Origin of the sequence: Pseudoalteromonas sp. R3 (assembly GCF_004014715.1) — a bacterium.
In the GTDB taxonomy this organism is placed as follows: domain Bacteria; phylum Pseudomonadota; class Gammaproteobacteria; order Enterobacterales; family Alteromonadaceae; genus Pseudoalteromonas.
Genome location: NZ_CP034834.1, coordinates 59,399 through 83,220, shown reverse-complemented (window position 1 = coordinate 83,220; position 23,822 = coordinate 59,399). Strand labels below are relative to the sequence as shown.

General features: G+C 47.4%; 16 protein-coding genes. 9 read left to right on the top strand and 7 right to left on the bottom strand.

Translation table 11 applies throughout. The annotated features are described in order from the left end of the window. Positions 1-232: 232 nt before the first annotated feature. Together ELR70_RS00240 and opgC are read left to right on the top strand one after the other, a co-directional pair. Positions 233-2,368 carry a winged helix-turn-helix domain-containing protein gene (locus ELR70_RS00240; RefSeq protein WP_054013355.1) on the top strand — a complete coding sequence of 712 codons (2,136 nt, stop codon included), beginning with the start codon at positions 233-235 and terminating at the stop codon, positions 2,366-2,368. A gap of 213 nt (positions 2,369-2,581) precedes the next feature. Beyond that, on the top strand, positions 2,582-3,697 hold the full coding sequence (gene opgC / locus ELR70_RS00235) for an OpgC domain-containing protein (RefSeq protein ID WP_054013356.1): 1,116 nt from the start codon (positions 2,582-2,584) through the stop codon (positions 3,695-3,697). Positions 3,698-4,151: 454 nt separating this feature from the next. Here the strand turns inward: opgC and ELR70_RS00230 are convergent, their stop codons facing one another. Beyond that, complete coding sequence (locus tag ELR70_RS00230; RefSeq protein WP_054013357.1) at positions 4,152-4,463, bottom strand: helix-turn-helix transcriptional regulator; 312 nt, start codon at positions 4,461-4,463, stop codon at positions 4,152-4,154. A 399-nt stretch (positions 4,464-4,862) separates the two neighbouring features. Between ELR70_RS00230 and ELR70_RS00225 the strand changes: the two genes are divergently transcribed. From ELR70_RS00225 to ELR70_RS00215, 3 genes are read left to right on the top strand one after another with little or no spacing between them, the layout of a single operon-like run. After that, positions 4,863-5,120, top strand: a complete 258-nt coding sequence (locus ELR70_RS00225; protein ID WP_054013358.1) for a helix-turn-helix transcriptional regulator — start codon at positions 4,863-4,865, stop codon at positions 5,118-5,120. Further along, positions 5,117-5,686, top strand: coding sequence for a hypothetical protein (locus ELR70_RS00220; RefSeq protein ID WP_054013359.1), 570 nt, complete (start codon positions 5,117-5,119; stop codon positions 5,684-5,686). The genes ELR70_RS00225 and ELR70_RS00220 overlap by 4 nt, the downstream gene beginning before the upstream one ends. Positions 5,687-5,689: 3 nt before the next feature. Next, a complete protein-coding gene (locus ELR70_RS00215) occupies positions 5,690-6,289 on the top strand; it encodes a hypothetical protein (RefSeq protein ID WP_054013360.1) in 600 nt (199 codons plus the stop codon). A 67-nt stretch (positions 6,290-6,356) separates the two neighbouring features. Here ELR70_RS00215 and ELR70_RS00210 read toward each other — a convergent pair whose 3' ends face one another. Then, positions 6,357-7,298: a LysR family transcriptional regulator gene (locus ELR70_RS00210; RefSeq protein WP_054013361.1), complete on the bottom strand. Its 942-nt coding sequence runs from the start codon at positions 7,296-7,298 to the stop codon at positions 6,357-6,359. 435 nt (positions 7,299-7,733) lie between these two features. On the opposite strand from ELR70_RS00210, the gene hutH reads away from it, so the two are divergent. Both hutH and ELR70_RS00200 read left to right on the top strand, forming a co-directional pair. Continuing rightward, positions 7,734-9,227 carry a histidine ammonia-lyase gene (hutH, locus tag ELR70_RS00205; RefSeq protein WP_054013362.1) on the top strand — a complete coding sequence of 498 codons (1,494 nt, stop codon included), beginning with the start codon at positions 7,734-7,736 and terminating at the stop codon, positions 9,225-9,227. Positions 9,228-9,240: 13 nt separating this feature from the next. Continuing rightward, positions 9,241-11,253, top strand: coding sequence for a urocanate hydratase (locus ELR70_RS00200; protein WP_054013363.1), 2,013 nt, complete (start codon positions 9,241-9,243; stop codon positions 11,251-11,253). A 296-nt stretch (positions 11,254-11,549) separates the two neighbouring features. Here the strand turns inward: ELR70_RS00200 and ELR70_RS00195 are convergent, their stop codons facing one another. Both ELR70_RS00195 and ELR70_RS00190 read right to left on the bottom strand, forming a co-directional pair. Next, complete coding sequence (locus ELR70_RS00195) at positions 11,550-12,785, bottom strand: ectonucleotide pyrophosphatase/phosphodiesterase (protein WP_235577034.1); 1,236 nt, start codon at positions 12,783-12,785, stop codon at positions 11,550-11,552. Between the two features lie 142 nt (positions 12,786-12,927). Further along, a complete protein-coding gene (locus tag ELR70_RS00190) occupies positions 12,928-13,968 on the bottom strand; it encodes a S66 peptidase family protein (RefSeq protein WP_054013364.1) in 1,041 nt (346 codons plus the stop codon). 169 nt (positions 13,969-14,137) lie between these two features. Here ELR70_RS00190 and ELR70_RS00185 point away from each other — a divergent pair, with 169 nt between their 5' ends. Then, entirely contained in the window at positions 14,138-16,324 is a 2,187-nt protein-coding gene (locus ELR70_RS00185) for a carbohydrate binding family 9 domain-containing protein (RefSeq protein ID WP_054013365.1), read from the top strand. Between the two features lie 48 nt (positions 16,325-16,372). Here ELR70_RS00185 and ELR70_RS00180 read toward each other — a convergent pair whose 3' ends face one another. Further along, positions 16,373-18,421 (bottom strand): winged helix-turn-helix domain-containing protein, encoded by a 2,049-nt coding sequence (locus ELR70_RS00180; protein WP_054013366.1) that lies wholly within the window; start codon positions 18,419-18,421, stop codon positions 16,373-16,375. 428 nt (positions 18,422-18,849) lie between these two features. Between ELR70_RS00180 and ELR70_RS00175 the strand changes: the two genes are divergently transcribed. Continuing rightward, on the top strand, positions 18,850-22,350 hold the full coding sequence (locus ELR70_RS00175) for a hypothetical protein (RefSeq protein ID WP_054013367.1): 3,501 nt from the start codon (positions 18,850-18,852) through the stop codon (positions 22,348-22,350). 78 nt (positions 22,351-22,428) lie between these two features. Here the strand turns inward: ELR70_RS00175 and ELR70_RS00170 are convergent, their stop codons facing one another. Both ELR70_RS00170 and ELR70_RS25130 read right to left on the bottom strand, forming a co-directional pair. Next, positions 22,429-23,442, bottom strand: a complete 1,014-nt coding sequence (locus tag ELR70_RS00170; protein WP_241566306.1) for an aminotransferase class I/II-fold pyridoxal phosphate-dependent enzyme — start codon at positions 23,440-23,442, stop codon at positions 22,429-22,431. 41 nt (positions 23,443-23,483) lie between these two features. Continuing rightward, positions 23,484-23,804, bottom strand: coding sequence for a hypothetical protein (locus ELR70_RS25130; RefSeq protein ID WP_241566287.1), 321 nt, complete (start codon positions 23,802-23,804; stop codon positions 23,484-23,486). Positions 23,805-23,822: the final 18 nt, after the last annotated feature.

Sequence of the window (23,822 nt, the reverse complement as noted above, 5' to 3'; positions counted from 1 at the left end):
GCTCATAAAACACCTAAACGGTCATCATATAGCTAGTTTTAGCCACAGCAGGAGTAATGAAAAGGTTGCATTTTTGTAATCCGGTGAAGTTAATTTTGCGTTATCCCGGTCACTTATTACATCAAAGAGGTCGTACCGATTTAGTCAGTAATTGTTGTTACTATGGATTTTGTAAGTCGACCGGTCGGCACTGTGTTTAATTAAACCATCAGGCTCTGAAGAGGTATCAATATTGCGTTTTAAAGTAGGTAAATGGACATTAGATGAGCGTCAATTTTGTTTGTTACACGGTGACCGGCGTGTCGAGTTGACACCTACGGCTTGTAGATTATTACAGCTGTTTATCTCGCAATCAGACAAAGTGGTCTCCATTACCACCATCAAAGAACAGGTGTGGAATACGGAGTTTACAACAGACAACCTGGTCTATCAGACTATTCGAAATTTACGGCTGGCTCTGGAAGACACTGATGAACAAGCTTACATAAAAACAATCCCCCGATTTGGCTACCAACTGGTTGCTCCGATAGAGCCGCTGCCAGGTACGCCCGATTTACCACAGGGCCGTCATAAACCTCGACTGCATTTTGTGGCGGCCCTGTTTGTAGTGATACTGGCTGTGCTAAGCACCTACCTGGTATGGTCTTATCTGAGCCGTTCCCCGACAGATTCCACTACGCAACGCATTAAAGTATTTCATTTCGATACAGGCAGAAAAGAAAATGGAGTAAACAGTGACCAAATAGCGCAACAGATTGCCAAAACGTTACAGGTAAAAGACGTAGTAAGCATAAGTGCTGTGAACTTGTTTGAGCAGTTAAACCAGCACGGTAACGGCGCTAAACTGGTGCTCAGATCAATACCAGAGAAAAACCAGATGCTAACTTTGGTATTTGTGGGCTCCCCGGCCCGCCTCAGTTATATCGACCTGAGCTCTGTGTCTGAATTTAATGAATCAAAAACGCTCTCAGAGTTAGCCAGTCAGTTACAGCAACCAGTATTAAGCAGAGGAAACTCAGGCATTGCCACTCTAGCCACGTCGAGCCAGGCATTAAGGGCGCTGGTGTCTTTATCAAATAGTGCAAAGCTGGCACAAGCCAGGGCAAGCCTGCAAGCTGAGATTGATACGCAAAGTCTTAATGAACATCAAAAAAGAGCTAAAAAAGCTTTCGTTGACACACTGTTAGCTTTTTACAGGCAAGAGTCACTCAGTGATGAACAGCTCTTGCCCGGTATCAACTTTTTACTTTCTCGTTATCATCAGAGCAACTATGCATTACTGACTGCCAGCCTTTACCTGGCCGAACGAGGTGCACCTCAGATAGCCTTTGAGCTAATAGAAAACCTCGAGCAAGATCTGTTTATCACTTTCATTCAGGGACTGTTGCACCTTGAACTGGATGAGGCTCAGCGCGCGCTTAAACATTTTGAGCGAGTCTTCACTCTGGCGCCTGAGTTTGAAGACAATACGTTTTTCTACTTTATGGAACTGATAGAAAGCGGTCGTAACAATGAACTGCCGACACACCACCAGATGTTGCTAAGCAGTCAGTATGCTTCAACAGCCAGTCACTATGTTTTGTTAAACTATCATGTTATGCAGGGGCAGTTCGAAAACGCATTTACTCTGCTATCAGACATGGAAAGCGCTTTGTCGTGCAATGATGATTTGGCAGGCTCTCTTACCTTGCTAAATGCTGCACTGGGCAATATTGAACAAAGTGAACAATGGCTGCAGATCCTCAGCAAGATCAATCACAGAGACTGGCGAATTCCCTGGGTGGTATTTTCTAATTATGCGTTCAAGCACCAGCTCGCGGAATATCCGCGCTGGTACTCCAGATACCGTACCGAAGTGTTGGGGAACGATAGTCTGTACGAGCCCCTGTTGCTAAATGTACTGGCTCATTTTGCCGCGGGTGACATCACCTCAGCACAGCAAAACTTTGCACTCATGCAGGCAGCCAACTCGGCGTTTAGCAAAAATGATACTCTGGACATTGCCAGTGCCGTCATACACGCACAGCTTGACTTCGAAAACACACAAGAGCGCATCGAGTTCCTGACTCAATTTGAAACCGTGGCGCAAACGCTCGTAGAGGATGAGACAGCCTTGCCCAGCCTGATTTCAGCGCTGTATTTCACGCTTTATAATGACTTCGGTCGCGCCGAACAAGCACTCATTAACAGCTGTACAAGAAGTCCTGCTATGTGTACTAGTTGGCATTCGCTGCCGTCACTAAAACCGATAACAAGCACCACAAAACTAAAACAAGCACGTTTGCAGGCACATGCTCAATTAGAGTCTGTACAACCATCGCTAACAGCGCTGAACAAACAGCTACTCCCTTTGTGTAACAAACCGTGAGCAACGCTCAGCACTGCTGACGACGCATCTCACCGTTAGGGACTATATGTATTAATTTATTTCATTAGTAACAGCATCAAAAAAGGGACAAACTTGATGCCAAGTCTATGTAAGTTGTCTTTCTGTGTTTTGAAACTCAGTGATGTTCACTGAGACACTGCCAATGTCAGGTAAAGTGCAGGGGATATCGTGAACGTTTAGCAAGGAAAGAGCATGAACCGAGATTTAACCTACGATGGCCTTCGCGGCTGGTTGCTTATCATCATTGCCTGCAACCATCTGTTTGGTAGCTTTGTCACTCAGTTTACCCGCACTCCTCTTGGGTTTGTGTCTGCTGCCGAGGGGTTTGTGTTCTTATCCGGGTTTGTTGCTTATCTGGTGTATGGGCGACTGGCTGGTGATAGCAAAGCGATGCAACACAAAATATGGCGACGCTGTTGGGTGATTTACGGGTTTCATTTAAGCGCAATTGTTATCTGCTTTACACTGGTAACGCTGTTTCCTTTATATATCCCGCAGTGGTCAGATTTTTTTAATGCCGCCAACTGGTTTAGCAACCCCATCCAAAGTGCTTTGTCTGCCACCTTACTGCTGGAACACCCCGGATTTCACGATATTCTAATCCTCTACCTGGTACCCATGGTGTTTTTGCCTTTTGCTATTCAAGCGCTTAAGCGCGGCAAAGCCTGGTATGTGGTCGCCACTTCCTTGTCAGTCTGGCTGCTGGCCCAGTTTATCACCGCTGAGTTCTTAGCAACGCCATTTAGCCGGGTGTTTAACGATATTATATTGAACGTCAGCCATTTTGATCCCTTCGCCTGGCAGATTTACTTTTATATGGGCGTGGTACTCAGTTATCTGAAGTTTGATAAAGGCCAAACCTTTACGTTTACACCTCTGGGGCGGATATTGCTACTCAGTGGTACGGGCCTCTTTTTTGTTGTTAAACATTTCTACCCTCAACTGATGCAACCCTATTTTGCTGGCCACGGCAGCGCCTCATTGATTTATCAGCTTAACCTGCTATTGAGCGCCTATCTGCTAATGCTGCTGATACGTCGTTTTTCGTGGTTCTTTACACTCAGGTATCCGGTGTTTCTTGGTCAGCATGCCCTGCCCGTTTTTGCCTTCCACTGTGTAGTGATTTACTTTCTGCTGCCCTGGAGTCATACATATACCACCGCCCAGTGGTATTGGGATCTGCTGGTTTGTATAGGCTTTGTGGGCCTGCTTGCAATCCCGGCTAAGCTGGACCAGTACTGGCGAAAGTATCGCCGTAAGGACCATAATAAGGTAAACAACATGAGCCGAGTAATTAAATCATACTAGCCAATTCAAATACATCTTGGGTAACAAATTACACAAAAAACCTGTAAAAACAAAAAGTTGACAAAATCACTCAGTTTAAATTACATTGACTTCGCTCATAGAGCGTTTTAAATAAAAAATTTAAAGGAATATGATAATGAAATTAGGTCTAAAGAAGAAAAGCTTCAAGTCTCTTAGCACTGATAATAAAAAACTACCAAATGATGCAACACCAGCTGTAGCAGGCGGTCGCTTGACTGACTACTGTTCAAATCACTGCTTTACCTACGCAGTGCACAATTGCGATAGCAACAGACACTCACATAATCAGGCGACTGAATGTTGTGCATCTGCCTGGTGCTAATTACAGGTTCACGATGAGCGCCTGAACTGTCAGACGTTTAAACCATAAAACCAGACTACGGTCTGGTTTTCACTTTAATCAAACACCAAAGCGGGTCACTTGGCGATTTACTCAATCGGAAATGCAACTTACCTCCTGTTCACACCCCAAATTACCCTTCTCGATGGCGCCACGTTGTGCAAACAGCATATCCGGGCAGGAAAAGTCATCACCAAACATCAGATATAATTCGTATACATGTTCTATGGTCATCACTGAACGACCCGATTCAAAATTACTGATTGTTGACTGATCAACATTGAGCTTGGCGGCCAGCTGAGCCTGTGAGAGCTTGTTCTTATGCCTTAACTGTCGCAAATTACATTGTAATCTGAACATCAGTTTATTGATCCTTTGCTTTCTGCCAAATGCATCATTTTTCATACTCGAACCCTTATCACCTTTACCCTGCCAGCTGACCCTACACGGATTTACGCAGTCCAATTTCAACCATGACAACACACGTTTTGTTTTGCATGCACGCCAGACGTCATTAACCGCTTATGTGTATTGCTTGTCCAAAGTGCTGTGTGAGTATTGTCATCCCAATATTTAATTAAAAGCCGCTTAATGTAACCAACCTGTTGACCTTTTTAACGATTGGAAATATCGTGTAACGCACAGTCCCGCACGGCTGTTGCATCGGTATAGGTCAGGTACTCTAACTTAAGCCAGATTGACATGTTCCCTTTTTGTATTAACATTGCGACTTTCTTGTTAAGATTATGTTCATTCGAATGTGGAAAAGTCTCCGCATTACAATAAAAAAAGGAAAATAAGGACGTGATTGATGGCGATGATTTAAAGGCAATGAGAAAAAATGCCGGCATATCACAGGAGCTGATGGCCAGAAAGTTGGAGTGCGACCGCAAAACAATCAGTAACTATGAGCAGGGCGTCAGCGACATTAAGTCTAAACAGCTGTTTCGCTGGCTGATGCTATGCAAAATAGATACACGATCTTTACTCAATGAAATCAGGCAAATTAGTGGCAGTTTAAATCGCCATGATGCGTCAAAGTTACAGGATGACGAAAAATGAAAAAGATACGCCCACTCACACTTCTAACTAAATTGGCTTCTCTGACTAACTTAACAGGCAAGGAGAAGGGCCAAGCTCTGAGTAACGAAAAAACCTTATCAGCTGGTCAGGAGGGATTAGTATCGGGTTGCGGTATCTATGAACCCAATGATCCTCGTGTCTCAGGTGCTTTTAATCCAGTAAAGCCAGACGCTGCTGATGTTCAAATAGAATCGAATATAGATGAGCAAGTCCTAACTAAGGACGCCAGTGCGCTTGTTTCTGGCAGCGGCCCATGGAAACCTGTAAACCCCAGCTCTTTAGAGGTTGATGGTCTGTCTAAATCTAGCAAATGCAAAAGTTATAAGCTCGACGAATATGAAAGTTCAAGAATATCAGGTGGTGCTGGAGCAAAGAAGCCACCCAGGCGTGCTTTTTCTGAGGCTCAAAAGCTAAACACCTATTCAGAAAAGCAGCAGCTTAATACTAAGCTTTGTGAGCTCGTGTCGGGCGGTTCGTTAGCAGTTAAGCCACCGAGAGCTGCACATTTTATTCCTTATATTCCCGAAGATACATCGCAAGGGTAGGCAATGAAGCTTTCAAATCTAATTTTGCTTATTATTTTTTCCATGGCCTTCTTTTATATTCAGCTGTGGGATGATCAATTGGTAACACCTATTTATTTACTCTTACTTACTATCGGTACAATCTATGGTGTCTATGTAAAAAATACAAATTTGACTCATATTGCAGGGTTTATACTTCTCATTACCCTAGCTAATCGTTTGTTTTTTGAGACCAGCTTAGTAAGCTACATCGCACCTGAAGAAAATAAACTGCTGCAAGGCACGATTGTATATGGAACACAATTACTTTTTAGTCTAGCTATTGTGCTTGTATTAATTTTCAGAGTTCAACTTTCCCGGAAGTTATCCAATTCACCTAACATACAACTCACTCACTTCGATGGTGTTTTTCACTGGCTTTATATGTACACCTCGTTAATTTATTTGCTGGGTTTACTTGAAAACATCGCCTGGTCATACTTCGAATTGAAATCCTGGACATTGATATATGATAATTTTGAAGGATTAATCTATATCGCCTGGGCACTATGTTGTGGCGCATTGCTAACCATGATGATCCTGTCCGCAAGAGAGGATGGCACTCAGGCTTCCCGCGCATCTTAATTGACTTTTAAAATACTATCGTCAAATGCCAGTCAGCTTTGCTGACTGGCATTTTTTACGCGCCACTCTAACTTGCATGCACCCGCTTTATTTCTTCTATCAGCGCCTCTGCCAAAGGTGAGGCGCTGTTACTTTTTGACGTGATCAGCATCACCGGGATCTGATAGGCGTATTTTTCTGGCTGTATGGCTCTGAATATGCCTTTATCGACCCAGTAGCTGGCGTAATGCTCAGGCAGGTAACCTATAAACTCGCCAGACAGTATTAAGTGGGCAATGCCTTCGTCATGATAGGCAATGGCACTATTCTGATAGTTAAGGCCATCGTTGCGCACTTCTTTATCGCGCAGGTAGTTACTGGTGATCACCTCGGCCCCGGCAAGTAATGCCTCTAATTCGGCGTTACTCTTCCCGGTTTTACTCTTGTCACTTTCCGCCAGGTCACTTTCCACCAAATCAAACAAGGGATGACCCTGCGCACAATATAAATAGTTGTACTCATTGTGTAGCGGATAATAATCCAAACCGCGCAGCTGATGGCGGCTCACGCCTAGCCCAACCAGAGAACGGCCGTTGACCACAGAGGTTTCGACTTCGCGGGCTTCACACACATGAATATCAAACTGAATATTGCCACCGCGGGCTTTAAGCGCCGAAATGGCGCGCGCTACACCACAGCGGGGATCGCTGACCATAGTATCTATGGTGGCAATGGTCACTCGCCCCGAGAGTTCATTTTTAGAACTGGCCACAGTGCTGGCAAAAGCTTCACACTGTTGCAGCAGCTCCAGCGATGCCTGATAAGTCACCCTGCCCGGCTCAGTCAGCTCAAAGCCGCTGCGCCCGCGTTTGCATAATTTCAGGCCCAGTCGCACTTCCAGATCCGACAGGTGCGAACTAATGGTCGAACGACCGATGTTCAGGCGCGACTCTGCGGCTGACAGTCCGCCACATTCTACTATGGCGACAAAGATCCTCAGTAGTCTTAAATCAACGTCTTGTACCTGCACGCCTAATTACCTCTTTTGGTTTATGGCTTGTAATGTGGCTGACCCATCCTTTCCTTCCGTCATCCCGGCCTTGAGCCGGGATCTACGCCCAGACTATTTAGGCGTATGGTGTAACACCCAAGTTGCCTGTTAGTAGATCCCGCATCAAGTGCGGGATGACCGGAGCTGAGCATTTAATAACCGGATTTGAGTGCCTAATAACCGGTGTTGGGTGCTGAGTTACCGGAGTTGAGTTCGGGATGACCTAGGTTAAACGTACGCTGTTCAACCAAAACAACACCTCTTACTCGCCCAAACTTTTAGTTCGATACTTTTAGTTCGAAAATACCGGAATGAATTACGATAATTATGCATTTATAAAACTACTACAGCAAGTTAGGATTGCGGGATAAAAACAACATCTGCATGTAACAAGATGATATTTAGGAGAATAAAATGACGTTTAGATATGGTATCGATCGTCTGGACCTGGACACAGTCAACGGCATTGCCGACGGCAGCATTAAAGCCGAACTGTGTCAGGAAGCGCTGGAAAAAATCAACGCCAGCCGCAGCAATGTAGACGTGATGGCCGCCTCAGACAAGGCCGTGTATGGTATTAACACCGGCTTCGGCCCACTGTGCGACACGCAAATCTCACCAGAAGAAACCAATCTGCTGCAAAAAAACCTGCTTATCACTCATGCTGTTGGGGTTGGCGAGCCAATCGCTAAGCCCATTTCTAAGCTGATGTTAATCACCAAAGTTCACGCACTGAGCCAGGGCTTTTCAGGCATTCGCCTGGAAACCGTCGAGCGTATGCTGAAGTTTATTGAGCTGGACCTTATTCCTGTGGTGCCAGAGCAAGGCTCTGTAGGTGCATCGGGCGACCTGGCGCCGCTGTCTCACTTATTCCTGCCATTACTTGGCGAAGGTGAATTCTGGCAGGGTGACAAAATTGTACCTGCGGCCGAAGCGCTGAAAGCACATGGCCTGGAGCCAATGGAGCTGCACGCCAAAGAGGGCCTGGCGCTGATTAATGGTACTCAGTTTATCCTCTCACACGCCATCACCGCGCTGACCAAAATGCGCTACCTCCTGGACTTAGCTGACGTTGCCGGTGCCATGAGCATTGAAGGTATGCAGGGCAGCCAGTCGCCATTCCGTGAAGAGCTGCACCAAATTCGCGCCTTTGCCGGTAACCTGGAAGTGGCCAAGCGGATGCGTCGTTTATTCAAAGATTCGCAGAACATGGCCGACCACGAAGAGTGTGACCGCGTACAGGACCCGTATTCATTGCGTTGTATTCCGCAGGTGCATGGTGCGTCTCGTAACGCCTACAACCATCTTAAAGAACTTGCTGAGATTGAAATGAACTCAGTCACCGACAACCCGATTGTGATCAGCAGCGAAGAAGCTATCTCAGGCGGTAGCTTCCACGGTCAGCCGCTGGCCATGGTACTGGATTACGCATCGATTGCAGCCGCTGAGCTGGGTAACATTTCAGACCGCCGCTGTTATTTGCTACTGGAAGGCTTGCATGGCCTGCCGCGCCTGTTAACCACTTCTGGCGGCCTGAACTCGGGCATGATGATCCCGCAGTACACCACCGCAGCTTTGGTTACCGAAAACAAATCACTGTGCTTCCCGCCATCGGCAGACAGCGTACCAACTTCCATGGGCCAGGAAGACCACGTGTCTATGGGTAGTATCTCGGGTCGTAAACTGAACCAGATCCTGGGTAACCTGGAAAAAATCTTTGCCATTGAGCTGATGTATGCGGCCCAGGCCATTGAGTTCAGACGTCCTAACACCTGCTCAGACCTGATTGAAGAGAACTTTGCGCTGATCCGCAGCAAAGTAGCCAAACTTGAAGAAGACAGACTGCTTAAGCCTGACATTGATCACATGGTAGCATTGGTTAAGTCACAAGCATTTACGGTTAACTAAGGGGAAAATAACAATGACCACAACACTGAGTTTTCAGGACCAAATTAAGCAAGGGATCCCCAGCGAGTTGCCTGCACCTAAGCCTTACCCGGCTGGTGCCAACCGCGCCCCTAAGCGTAAAGACATTTTATCAGCCGACGAAAAGCAACTGGCGCTGCGCAATGCGCTACGCTACTTCCCGAAAGAATGGCATCAGGAGCTGGCGGCTGAATTTGCCGAGGAGCTGAAAAACTTCGGCCGTATATACATGTACCGCTTTAAGCCTAACTACGACCTAAAGGCTCGCTCGGTAAGCGATTACCCTGCTAAGTGTCAGCAAGCCGCAGCCATTATGCTAATGATAGATAACAACCTGGACCCGGCAGTAGCCCAGCACCCGGAAGAGCTGATCACATACGGCGGTAACGGCGCGGTATTCCAGAACTGGGCGCAGTACCTACTGGCCATGAAGTACCTGAGCGAGATGGAAAGCGACCAGACACTACACATTTACTCTGGTCACCCGATGGGCTTGTTCCCGTCAAGCGAAGACGCCCCAAGGGTTGTTGTCACCAATGGTATGATGATCCCTAACTACTCTAAGCCTGATGACTGGGAAAAATTTAACGCACTGGGTGTCACTCAGTACGGCCAGATGACTGCAGGTTCTTTCATGTACATTGGCCCGCAGGGCATTGTTCACGGTACCACCATCACTGTGATGAACGCATTCCGTAAAGTCCTTGAAAAAGGTGACAGCCCGAAAGGCAAAGTATTCCTCACCGCGGGTCTGGGCGGTATGAGTGGTGCACAACCTAAAGCCGGTAACATCGCTAACTGTATTACCGTCTGTGCCGAAGTGAACCCAGCCGCTGCCACCAAACGTCACCAGCAAGGCTGGGTTGATGAGCTTATCGACAACATGGACGAGCTGGTTGCACGCGTTAGAACCGCGCAGGCGAACGAAGAAGTAGTATCAATTGCCTTCATCGGTAACGTGGTTGATGTCTGGGAAACCTTCTATGAGCAGGATATTTTCATTCACCTGGGTTCAGATCAGACGTCGCTGCACAACCCCTGGTCAGGCGGCTACTACCCGGCAGACATCAGCTTTGAAGAGTCAAACAGACTGATCCGTGAAGAGCCGGAAGTCTTTAAAGAAAAAGTACAGGCCACGCTGAAGCGCCATGCTGATGTCGTGAATAAGCACACTGCCCGTGGCACGTACTTCTTTGATTACGGTAATGCCTTCTTGTTAGAGTCATCCCGTGCCGGTGGCGATGTCATGGCTGAAAATGGCATCGACTTTAAATATCCGTCTTACGTACAGGATATTCTTGGCCCTATGTGTTTTGACTACGGCTTTGGCCCATTCCGCTGGGTCTGTGCTTCTGGCAACCCGGCTGATCTGGACAAAACCGACGCCATTGCAGCTGAAGTGCTGAACAAGATCATGGCGGAATCACCAGAAGAGATCCAGCAGCAGATGCAGGACAACATCACCTGGATCAAAGACGCCAAGCAAAACAAATTGGTGGTTGGCTCACAGGCGCGTATTCTGTATGCCGATGCACAAGGTCGTATGGAAATTGCCAAGGCCTTTAACGATGCAATTGCACGCGGCGACATTGGCCCTGTAGTGCTTGGCCGTGACCACCACGATGTAAGTGGTACTGATTCGCCGTTCCGCGAAACTTCAAACATTTATGATGGCAGCCGTTTTACCGCAGATATGGCCATTCATAACGTGATTGGCGACAGCTTCCGTGGCGCAACCTGGGTGTCTATCCACAACGGCGGTGGTGTTGGCTGGGGTGAAGTGATCAACGGCGGTTTTGGTATGGTACTGGATGGCAGCAGCGACGCTGAGCGTCGTCTGAAGTCTATGCTGTTGTTCGATGTTAACAATGGTATTGCACGTCGCAGCTGGGCCCGTAACGAAGAAGCCAATTTTGCGATCAAACGTGAAATGGCCCGTACGCCTAAGCTGAAAGTAACCCTGCCAAATGGCGTAGACGACGAGATTTTAAATAATCTGTCACTGTAAGCTTTTGCAAAGGGTTTAACAATGGCTGCCTCGGGCAGCCATTTTTTGTCCCAAGATAAGTGTGGCAGGCCAGGCGAACGTGTTCTGCTTCATGAGTACTTTACTGGTTTCTCATTTAAAAAATAACACCTTGTTTTAATTCACATTTATATATTTACTCACAGATTTTGTGACTATCTTGTGAGTAACTCCGGAATTGTTCAGCTAACCATCAGCAGGGTTTAAATCTACGGTCCACTCGTCTTTTCACAGAACAACCCCAGCACAACCACCCACACATTATTCACGAATAACGCCTAGTGACGCAGTGCAGGCAACAAAGAAGCACCGGTTCCGTCCACCTCAGACAACAAGTCCAGGCCCAGGATCTGTGCTACTACAGGGTAAATATCGAGGTTTTTCACCGGGCCAATCTTCACCCCCTGTTTAAATGCCGGGCCCACAGCAACAAAAGTCGCATGCATATCCTGTGTAACGGCAAAGCCATGCGTGCCATAGTGTTTGTCTTTGTCATCGTATGCAAAATAACGTGGTGCCTGAGTTTCAATCACGATATCAGCCGTCGTTGCATCTATCGTCACACCGCGGTTTTTGAGTGTTTCTTCACTGAGGATGTCATAGCGACCGCGAGCATTACGTTTCAGCTGAGCCCGAACCTCTTGCAGGTCCACCTCCGTGTTGGGTTGTTTATATAGCCAGACCTGCGTGCCACTGTTCTTTACTATAAAATCACTCAGATCAATGCCCAGATCAGAAAGCTGCAAACTCCGCTCAGGATCCAGCTGAGCCATACCATGGTCTGACACAATGATAAGGTTGACGTCCTGCTCTACTTCGCGCTGTATGCGCCGCGCCAGCTGGCCTATCAATTTATCCACCTTTTGCACCGCCTCATAAGTCTGTTGTGCATCAGGACCAAAATCATGGCCCATGGTATCGACCAGTGAAAAATATCCGGCAACAAAGCGGGGGCGAGTCTGCTCTGGTAATTTCAGCCATTGAATTATCTGGTCAATACGTTGTTGATAGTCACTGTGCTTTGAATAGTGGTAATAATAGCTGGGAGTCATACCATTGAAGCGGGCATCGGATTCGGGCCAAAAATAGGTTGCCGCTTTTAACCCTTGCATTTGTGCCAAATTCCAAAGTGGGATCCCTTTTAACCAGGAGCTGTCATCCTGACCATGCCCCATTTTGTAACACTGGTTACGGTCTTTGTCGCAAAAGTGGTTGCCCACAATACCATGATTGGACGGCAGCAAGCCGGTTATAATCGAGAGGTGATTGGGAAAAGTCTTAGTCGGGTATACAGGCTCCAAATACTCGGCCCTCACTCCTTGTGCTGCCAATAAAGCCAGATTCTTCGCATTATGCTTTTCTATGTAGTCCCAGCGAAAGCCATCCAGTGAGAATATCACCACACTTTGCTCTGAAGCCTGAACTGGTGCTGCCTTAACAGGTAATATAAAAGCAGCGCTAAAAACCGTCGTAATAAAACTCAGCAAAGCCGATAGTGCGCGAGTTGTCATCATGCCCATTTGTTCCTAAAACAATAAACCAACGGGCGCACTGTAAAACTAAAAGATGAATAAAATGAAGGACCTTTTGCCGAGACAGGGCATATTTTCGACTAATCACAGATTTTCAGGACGAGTCACCCCGCCCCGTTTTCAGTTATCGTAGATGCTGAACCAGAGCCCACTGCTCACCTGTGCAACTGACTTCAGCCAGCGCGCCATTGATCATCACCAGATTGGGCGCAATATGAGAAACGTCCACTCCCGTCACAACCGGAATCGTCAAATCCCCTAACGCCATTTGGACCGCAGTATCTCCGTCAAACGCTTTTCCGGCTCTCCCCGAAACGGCATTGCGGCCGATAAGGATACCGGCAGCGTGTTCAAACGCACCGCGTAATTTGAGACTCTGTAAAGCCCGGTAATAGCCAGTTGGCGACTGCTCAGCATTTTCAAAGTAAAAGATCAGCTTGTCATCCGGGTGCCTGTCGAGCTGTTTTTGCGGATCAAAGTACTCAGAGCCAAACATCAGCATATGCGTGTCCAGACATCCTCCCAACAAGCGCCCGCTAAACGACAGTGAGCCATCAAGCTGTTCATCATGATTTAATCGCTGCCAGCCACTTTGCTCTGTCAAATTAAATACCGCTTCGCTGTCTTGCGCATAATTGCTGTAGCCATGTTCAAAAAAGGGCGCGGGATACTGTGTAAACGAACCGCCTGATGCCGTATGCAAATGCTTAAAAGTGTTGGCGGTCAAGGGATCCGACTGTGCCAGTGAAAGCTGCATCAGGTTAGTGCAATGACACGTAGCCCAGCCCAGTTTACTGGTAAATGCACTCAGCACGGTGCTGATATCTGAAAACCCCATTAGCCACTTAGGCCGGGCATGTTGCAGTGCCTCCCAGTCGAGCAAGGGCAACAAATCCATGGCAATTTCACCGCCCCAGGGGGCCATAATGGCATCAACCTGATCATCCATTAAAAACCGCATAAGCTCTTCAACGCGCTGAGCTACCGGTGCGCTGACATGCAACTGGTCGTCCCTTAAACACTGACCTTCGAGCACCTTAAACCCACGTAGCACCAGGTCTTGTAACACTCTGTCAAGGCGAGCGTGCAAAGGTGTAGGTACACCACTGGAAAAGGCGGTAACAGCAATCTTACTGTCTGAGGTTAAGGGAGCGGGATAGTACATAAGGCATCCTTTTTACATGCTAAAAATTTAAAACCATTTAATTCATCACGTTAGGCAGGTATTAATCACATAATTTCCTCACTTTGTCACCTCGTTTCGCGCCTTTCTCACGCTTTTTGTACTTGTTCAGACAACAATGAGCTCAGCTTTTTTCGAAACGGATAAAACAATGAATAAGTTGAACGCACTAAGCTTAGCAATTTGTACTTTATATACGGCCTGTGGCGCGGCCCAGCAATCGTCTGATCACATTCGACCCTGGCAGCAATTTACGCAAAGCGAAACGGCAATCCCCCGCCTGAACAACGCGCCACTCATAGATGGTGAGCTCTCAACCGCTGAGTGGCAAAATGCTCGTGTGATCACGGAGTTTGTTGAGTTCCGTCCAACCGTTGGCGGAACCCCCAGATATCCGATCACGGCATACATTGCCTACGATGAACAATACTTTTATGTTGCAGCAAAAATTACCCAACCTGCCAATACCATTATGGACAGAGTGCTTACCCAGGGTGAGCGGATCTGGAATGAAGATTATTTTGGCCTCATCATAGACACCAATCATGACAAGTCAGACGGCTACCTGTTTCATGTTACTCCTTCTGGTGTGCGTGAAGACGGCCTGGTTAATGGTACCGAGTATATCGCCGAGTGGAAAACGCTCTGGTACGCCAAAACTCAGCAACAGGACGACGGCTGGACAGTTGAAATTGCAATCCCCATGCAGTCAATGTCTTTTGACCCGGATGCCAAAAATTGGGGGTTACAGCTACGCCACAAACTATCCAGTCCCTATGTCCAGTCATTCTGGAATCTCAATAACCCTAACTCGTATGGCTGGCATGCCTCACAAACTGCGCCGATCTCCGGGCTCAATAACTTAGATCAGGGTCTGGGAGTCGAAGTCAAACCCGGCCTGGCTTACAAAGAAACACTGACTGAGAGCCGTTTTGAACCCTCACTGGATGCGACCTATCGGTTTACTCCGAGTCTGACAGGTCAGCTTACACTCAATACAGATTTTTCGGGTACAGACGTTGATGAAATTGAAATGAACATGACGCGGTTTGGCCAGTACTACAGTGAAAAGCGCGATTTCTTTTTACAGGATAGTCAGATTTTTCGTTTTGGTGGCATGGACGATGACGATTACAACGGCATGCCCTTTTATTCGCGCCGCATTGGTCAGGGCCCGCAATCAGGTGTGCTGGATGTAAATTGGGGGACCAAATTAACGGGCAGGATTGGCAACACAGATCTTGGCATACTGAGCGTCAACCAGGAACGTGATGGCCATCTCGAAGAAACTACCCAGCTTAGTGTAGCCAGAGCCAAACAACATATTGGTGAGCACCACCAGCTGGGCGCCATTTTCACCCACGGCAGTGCCGATGACAATCACAGCCAGGCACTGACAGGTATTGATTATCGCTTTGATGATTTACTATTTGGTGAAGAGCAGTTTATTGCCAATGCCTTCTATCAGTCTATTGATGTCCCCAATGAGACAGCTGATAGCGATGGCAAATCCTATGGCCTGGCATTCAAACTGCCCAATGATAAGTTTTATCTGGATACCAAGTATCGTTATATCGGCAAAGATTTTAATCCGGCAATGGGCTTTGTGAACCGAACCGATCTTAAATACTATCACCTCACCAGTCATTATCGGGTTCGCCCACAATCAGGCTGGCTGGAAGACAATCTCAACTTCTATCAGGTCAGAACCTATTACAAGCGCTGGGAAAATACCGAGGGCGAGAAGAAAGGCCAGCAACTGTTCGTGCAGCCTTTAGTCATACAAACTCAGTCTCACGATTATTTCTCCGTCAGTTACGATATGTACAACAAAGTGCTCAGAAATCCCTTTGAGTTTCGCGACAACATTCAGTTTGCCGAGGGAGAATATGATTACAATCAATGGAACATATATTATGAAACGGCCAGCGACCGGCCAGTTTTTGTTAGTGGCCGGCTCGTTAAAGGAGACTTTTTCGATGCCGACCTTGAGCGCTTTAGTCTGACCATTAACACTCGCCCAAATAAGCATTTGTACGTACAACTTGGCCGTCATATGTACTACTACGAGCGTGCCGGCGAAAAGAGCAACATGTACAACACCCGGCTAAAAGTGAATATCGCTTTTAGCAGCGAATGGTCATGGAACTCACTGTTGCAACATAACACCCAGTCCGACAGCTTCTCGCTCTTTAGTCGGTTACGCTATGAGCCTGCGCCGGATGAGCTGTACCAGCTAAGCATCAACAGAGGGTATGATCTTGAGGACGGCTGGCACGATAAAAAACGCGTTTTTTCCGAAACAGCCATCAAACTAAACTACACCTATCGCTGGTGATCTAACCCTGAGTAATGGGCGTTGTCAGTTAACGACAACGCTCTGCTATTACCTAGCAACGGTTTGATAAACATCACTTCTGAATGCCGCTTTTCGGCCATAGATCACCTGAGCATCATGTACATCAAACCCCATATATGAGCCAATGTCCTGCCTTGATAACGGGTGTAAGCCTTCATCGGTGATCTTATATCTGGCCAGCTCGTGCCATTCTTTGGTCATCAGATAAACCACCCCTTTTTCCAATTCCAGATTCGAAAAAGGTTCCAATTCACCGATTTTTTCGCCATGAGCCTGCTCAAGACCATTCAATATGCTGGTAAAAGGAAAGCGATACAGCTCATAGTCCATATTGGTCAGATAGACATAATCAGGCATTGAGGGGTCTGTCATAGCTGACATCCAGCCATGCGGAAGCTGTGCAACTTGTTGCATCTGTCGGTTATATATCTGCACCCGCTTAAGTTCGTTTTGCTTCACCGACAAGGCAAACAAACTATTGCTCAACCAGCTCTGACGGTAGATGTAACCATCAAAAAACAAAGTATTGCCTTGCTGTGCTTCATTGGTCGGGATCAGCCACATGGCATGATTGTCGTGATTGATAAGGAGCAATTCATCATCTGGTGACAACGTCATATCCCTGAGGCGGACATGATCGGGTAACCGGGGAAGCGGCTTGGCCTGCTCCTGTGGGCGCTGATAATACACCTGAGAACTGCCGGAACGATCAGAAATGAAATAGACGCCACTTTCCGTATGCGCCAGACGGGGAGAACGGTCAAGTCCGCTGCTGTTGTCCAGCATAAAACCCGTGTCCAGCCACTGTAGCTCTATGTCTTTGTCATAAGTGGTAAAGATATAATCCACGCCATTGCTATGACGCGCAATATTACAACAGATCTTATCGCTGAGGCTGCTCAGCAAGGTGGCACTGTTTTCATCGAACGACTGATGATACATCTGAGTGCGAGGGCTGGAAGATGAAAATACAACCCCCTTGTAAGCGTGATCCCAAATTGCTCCATGCATTAAACCTGTGCGGGAGAGCTGCAAAACCTGTTTATTGGAATCTGGTTCATAGGTCAAAACCCGGCTGTTTCCGTCATTGGTATGTGCTGTCAGTAGCAGTGTCTGCGTGCCGGGATGGGCATCCAAATACGCAAGACGCCAGGACGGCTCCAGTTTGGTCGGCAATTTGTTTATCTCACCCGAGAAGCTCAGCTTGTATAAATCGTTTTTATGCTCGAAACGGCGCTCATGCGCCAGCGCATATATTCGGTCTTCGGCCGCAACATATATACTATCGTGATAAATAAGATCACAGTTATAAAGCGCTTCAGTGGGGGCCTTTAGTTGTTGTGTTGTCAGGTCTATTTGTGCTTTAAACCAACCACATTGTTCTTTGTAATACCCCTTAAAAATCAAAAACTCGCCCTGACTGCCCAATAGCTGCTCAAGGTGATAATCTGGCGTTTCAACAATCTGAGGCAAGGTATCATTTTGAGCACCATAATTTGCTATCCATAAACTACGTCCCAGCTCCATTGTAATATTTAAAAATGCAACATGTTCGTGCTCAGACAAGACAACGGGGAACATTTTTCCGCCACTCACCCGGCTCATTGCCTGGCTTTCTCCATACTGCCATGAAGGTTCACTGCCATAGTGCCAAATCAGACCTGCCAACAACCCAATAAGTAATACCATACCTGGCATAAGAAAACGGCTTAAGGAAGGTTTTTGTTCTGATCGCACGAAGGAAGAAACTCTGGGGCTTTCTGCACCAACCTCGATTGATGCAATAAAGCGATAACCTTGTTTGGGGACAGTTTGTATATATTGAGGCAGCTTAGGGTCATCACAAAACGCTTTTCTCAGGTTAGCGACCAGCTTATTGATGGCGTTATCGGTGACAATAGACCCCTGCCAAATAACATCCTGTAATTCGTCACGTCCAATAATACGATTGGGATTATCGATGAAGAAATGCAGTAGCGAAAGCTGTCTTGGGTCCAGTGTGACACGGTGACCACCGTTAATAAGTTCGTTAGTTTGGTGATAGAGGCGAAATTCGCCAATTTGAATAAAATCCATGGACTTCTCGTCAATCATGCCTCTTTTAATTCTACTCACTATGAGCAAAGAGCAATTCGGGCAGTTTCGGGCTACTTTGTTATTCTTGGGCTTCGTTACTGATTTGCATCACTGTGCTGTGGCGTATTTCTTATTGCCCTCACTTCATAAAGAGTCAGAACGAAACGAAGCATGCCCTAGTCTATTATCATCTCAATGCATTGCAACCCACCAGAGAAATATCATTACAAAAATCTACTGAAGCCAAATGACAGGCGATTGACAATCAACCTGCCTGAAAAAATATGAACAACTCCCCGTCTCGATGATGGCTAAGAATTACAGAGATTTTAAATTCACTTTTGCCACTAATAAACTATGCTTACCCTGCTCACTAAATAACCAAAGGGAAGTGCGAGTTTATTTCGCTAAACCAAACAGGTGTGTTTATGAAAAGTTTAAAATTGTTGCTGGCAGCCTCTTGCCTGACAGCCTTCATATCCGGGTGTGGGGGGTCATCGGACAGCGGCTCTTCTCCTAGCCCAAATCCAAATCCAAACCCAAACCCCAGTCCAACAACCAATCAAGCTCCGTCAGTCAGTATTACTGGCGACAGTGAAGCACAGGAACAAACCGACGTTTCGCTCAAGGCCAATGCCACAGACAGTGACGGCAACATTGCCAGCTATAGTTGGAGTATCACTTCCGGACCGACAGCGACACTGAATAACAGCACCACCAGTGATGTCAGCTTTACCACCCCAGAAGTCACGCAAGATACCCCAATGGTACTTTCCGTTACCGTCACCGATGACGACGGCGCCACCGCCACTGCCACAAAGAACTTTACAGTAAAACGTTTGGTAAGGTCGGTTACGCTAACCGGTGTAGTCACCGATGCGCCGATTGCAAACGCCGCTTTAACTGTTTACGTAGGTGATGAATCCTTCCCTACAACCGCGGGGACTGACGGTACTTACACCATCCAGCTGGATGTTGATGATTCAGCAGTAAACAAATTAGTTCGTATTAAAGCCAATGGTGGACCAGATCAGGAGAACGTTGAGTTTTACTCTCAACTGGAAAGTTTTGCATCGGTCACTGAGCAGGCTGGAGGTGACGGGGTCGTCAATAGCACCGAAAACTTCGGTGTAAACATTACCAATGTCACAACGGCTGAATATGCTCTGGTCACAAACGCCGTCGGCGGAGTGCCACAAACAACCAGCGAGTTGAATAATGCTCTGGTAGGCGTTGACGCCAATGAAAAACTCACCCTGTCAGCATTGATTAAACTGGTAGTCGATGGTAGCGGCGACAAGAAATTTTCACTTCCTCAGGGCGTTAGTAACACATTTCAACTGGTCTCCAGTCAAACTGCCACAGCTGAGCTGACTAACACCATTAACGACGACGACCCGACGCTGATTGAAAAAACCAAAGAAGCAATCAAAAGCGATGATAAACTGGTAGACAACGGCGAAGGCTCTATCGCGGGCTCCTATCTAATTGGCTCAACGCGATATTTCCGTAGCCACTTCACAGAGCTGACATTGAATGAAGATGGCACAGGCACTTTCACCGATCATACCAGTGGCGCTATTACCTGGACACAAGCCACTAATGGTGCCGTCAGCATAGTGTTTGGTGATGGTATCTTCTCGCCAAGGCACAGCTGTAAAAACTCAGAAGGTATGAACTTTACCTGCTATTCTCGCTACAAAACGGCCACGTTCAGCATTTATGACGACAATAGCTTTGCCAAAGCTATCAGTTTGACAGGCGTACGAGACGAAATCAAAGCCGATGATGATACCGTACTTAATGCTGATGTAAGTGAAACAGAGGATTTCACTATGGTTGTGCGCGGCAATACCATTAACCCTGCAGCTGCGCAATTCCAGGGAAGTTGGCACTTTGACCAAATGTATTATCTGATGGGCGGTGAAACTGGTAACGAATACTATCAGCCACAAACCAGTAAAATGATGTTTAACCAAGATGGAAGCGGTAAATCCACGCTACCCGATGGTACTGAGCGAGATTTCAGCTGGCAGATCAGTGGCAATAATCTGGTTGTGATGCTCGCCAAGACTGACGCTATGGAGGCGCAAACCCTGACCTACTGGATGCTGAAGTCGCTGCAAGGGGGCTTTCAGTTCTGGGCACTTACAAACGATGCGGTAGCAACTACGCCAGATAAAATGGCCTCCATGACACATCGCCGCCGCACCGGGATTATGATGCCCGAGCAAAGCATCACTTTAAGCGATACCATGGCACAGGGGCGCTTTATTCCATACTATGGGGCAAACCTGCCTCAGAATTATTTCTTCGATAACTTCGTCAATGGCGTCACCTACATGCAACTGAATAAAAATACGCAGGTCTGGCAGACAAGTGGTCGTACCATGTCAATCAATAGCTACTTTGACAGTATGAATGGCAAAAATGTGCACCAATGCCCTGAAGGCGCGACGCCAGAAAACTGTTCAGTTAACTTTAGTGACAAATATGACGTAATCTCAATGAGTAACGACAGTTGGTACGTACGTCATAGCTACACCAGTGCATTTGATCAGGGTCCAGGTAGCACCTACATGATCAAATACATGAAGTCTGCATCCACATTGTCTCAGTTTGACTATATGTGGATGGATAACCGGACTTTCCACATGCTCAACAACAGTAATCAGGTAGAAAGAAAATACTACTTCCTGAACTATAATGACGACGATACCTTTACACGCGTCATTCGCGATAATAACTTCAGCGAAATAGGTACTTATTCTGTTAAATCGGGCAAGCTGCATTCTGATGAGTCAGGTTCGGTGACCGTCAGTGATTTTATCGGCTTTGACCGCGATTATGTCAGGGTATGTAACTATCCACTGGACACCAACTGCGGCCAAGGTGAGGAATCGACTTACTACCTCAATGGCCAGGCTGCAAACAAAGCAAGTATGATACAGCCGCCTGTGCAGGTATACACAACAGCTATGCTTAAAGGCGCCTGGTACGACCCCAACGAGCCAGACTTTGTCGTGGTGATCCGAGATGGTAAATGGGTGCATATGGAGTTGAAGTCGGATGATACATCTGACGCAATGGCTGGCCTGGAAGTAGGCTATGCTGACTGGGATGAAAGCACCGGCGAGTTTACAGTCGATATGATATTTGACTCCAATGGCTCGTATGGCTTTGACACTGCGCTCAAGCACATCATAACGATTGACGGTAACACCCTGACGATAGATGTTGAAGGCGAGCCTTCATTCACCTTAACTCGCCTTACTGATGCAAATAATCCCTTAGTGGGCGCGTTCGTTGAGTATCCGCTTGATCAAAGCCGCATCTGGGTCACCGCATTCATGCCTGGTAATAAGTTCTTTGAAGCCGACTTTGAAAGCGAAGACCCGGCAAGAGCAGGTATTAATTACGGTAGCTTTACTTACGATGCCAGCACAGGCAAAACTGAGTTAACGTTTGAGCTTAATCAGCTTGCTGACAGCGACACTATGTTTGCAATGTTCCTCAATGGAGATGTGATCCAGTGGAAAGACGGGGACGATTTGGGCATAGTCCAGCGTGTTAAACCTATGTCAGGTCAGCCTATGTTTGATAGCCATAGCTTAATGTACGAGCGTTTTGCACTGATCAACGGCGCTCAGACCATGTATATCGAGCTACATGCAAACAACTCGCTGGCCGAGGTGGTCACGGACGGCAAAACCCGTGCCTATACCTGGTCTGTTAATCAGGGCCAGCTTGAGCTTCTGGCTAATACCCCATCTGCTGGACTCAGCGCCGAAGGGTATGTCATTTCACCGAGCTCAAAGCTCAACGATGGCTGGAAGGTCTCTGTTCTGAAGATGATGGAGCCCGATCCAGCCACTGAGAATGACGCCGTCGACTCGTATATGCGGTTTGACGCGGATATGCGCAGATAACCTGACCTTACTGCGACCCTGTAACCAGCAGGGTCGCATTACCTCTACAATCGGTTGAGCATCAATCTGATGGCTCAGTTAAGCTCCCTCTGCTAATCTGGCTAGCTCCAAAATAGCCAGCTCGACATCCGCCTGCTCAGTACGCCAATTGCTAAAAGCACAACGGATCGCGGCGCTACCCTGCCATATCCCGGGCGTCATAAAGACCTGACCAGCCTCATTTAACTGCGCCAGTAATGACTGTGTATCATACTTATTTGAGGCACTTGCAGAAAACAGCACAACATTGAGGCTGCATGGCTTAAGTAACTCATACTCTGACGATGCAGCAATCCAATTGGCCAACGCACTGGCTTGGGCGATATTGCGTTGGATCTGCGCTTTTATGCCTTGTTTGCCATAGGCTAGTAACGTCGCCCAGACAGGCAATGCTCGAAACCGCCTGGAATTTTCGATACCCAGTGACATGAAAGGTCGCGCCTGGTCATCATTGGCCAGATAGGGCGCATCAACATTACAAGTCTCAAACAGGGTTTGCGGGTGACGCGTAAGGAACACCCCGCAGTCGTACGGCACGTTTAACCATTTATGGCAATCAAGCGTGATACTGTCTGCCAGTTCAATGCCCTGAGTTTTGCCAGCAGCGCCTTTTACAAGACGCTCGAAGATGCCAAACGCGCCATCTACGTGCAACCAGGCCTGATGTTCACGGCATAGTTGTGCCACCGTGAGCAAATCGTCAAAATCTGTACCGGTCACTGTGGCTGCGCTGGCGATCACGACCTTTCCCCGACTCGTGCATTCACTGAGCTTTGACGCGAGCTCCTGAGTATCCATAGCTTCTGTACCGCTTTGGCAAGCGACTTTCACCCAGGTATCCTGACCAAAACCGGCCAGTCCGAGCGCCTTTACCATACTGGCATGTGGCGTCGCCGAGAACACAGTGCAGTCCAAGTCTTTACAGCCCGCTTTTGCCACATCAATCCCCTGCAAGCTTCCTGCATATTGCCGGGCCGTCATCGCCCCAAGTACATTAGCAGCGGTGGCTCCCGTGGTCATAACTCCCTCGAATACAGCGGGTAATTCAAACAGTGATACTAGCCACTCGATGGCCTGACGCTCAACGTCGCTTGCTACCGAATCCCCCCTTTGGACACATTCTGATTGTACAGTGTGACAAGCCAGTCAGCATATGTTGCCACAGGATTTGCACCGCCTGTCACGAATCCCCAGTAACGCCCTCCGTTGCTGGCAGACAGTTGTGGCGCGATGTCCGTGCTGAAAATTTGCCTGAACACCTCAAATCCAGCAGGCTCGTTGAAAAGCGACCGATTTTTCAGGCTGGATAGCGGATTGCTTACCCGCCGTTTATCTAGCGACATATTGAATGCTTTGCATTCGTGCTCCAGCGCTTCGAGCATCTGTGCATAGGTGGGTAATGATAGTGACTGCATAATGACTCCTTTTGACTT

Coding starts and splice junctions, on each gene's coding strand:
- opgC (WP_054013356.1), top strand. CDS start 2,582: ATGAACCGAGATTTAACCTACGATGGCCTTCGCGGCTGGTTGCTTATC.
- ELR70_RS00230 (WP_054013357.1), bottom strand. CDS start 4,463: ATGAAAAATGATGCATTTGGCAGAAAGCAAAGGATCAATAAACTGATG.
- ELR70_RS00220 (WP_054013359.1), top strand. CDS start 5,117: ATGAAAAAGATACGCCCACTCACACTTCTAACTAAATTGGCTTCTCTG.
- ELR70_RS00215 (WP_054013360.1), top strand. CDS start 5,690: ATGAAGCTTTCAAATCTAATTTTGCTTATTATTTTTTCCATGGCCTTC.
- hutH (WP_054013362.1), top strand. CDS start 7,734: ATGACGTTTAGATATGGTATCGATCGTCTGGACCTGGACACAGTCAAC.
- ELR70_RS00200 (WP_054013363.1), top strand. CDS start 9,241: ATGACCACAACACTGAGTTTTCAGGACCAAATTAAGCAAGGGATCCCC.
- ELR70_RS00195 (WP_235577034.1), bottom strand. CDS start 12,785: ATGATGACAACTCGCGCACTATCGGCTTTGCTGAGTTTTATTACGACG.
- ELR70_RS00190 (WP_054013364.1), bottom strand. CDS start 13,968: ATGTACTATCCCGCTCCCTTAACCTCAGACAGTAAGATTGCTGTTACC.
- ELR70_RS00185 (WP_054013365.1), top strand. CDS start 14,138: ATGAATAAGTTGAACGCACTAAGCTTAGCAATTTGTACTTTATATACG.
- ELR70_RS00180 (WP_054013366.1), bottom strand. CDS start 18,421: ATGGATTTTATTCAAATTGGCGAATTTCGCCTCTATCACCAAACTAAC.
- ELR70_RS00175 (WP_054013367.1), top strand. CDS start 18,850: ATGAAAAGTTTAAAATTGTTGCTGGCAGCCTCTTGCCTGACAGCCTTC.
- ELR70_RS25130 (WP_241566287.1), bottom strand. CDS start 23,804: ATGCAGTCACTATCATTACCCACCTATGCACAGATGCTCGAAGCGCTG.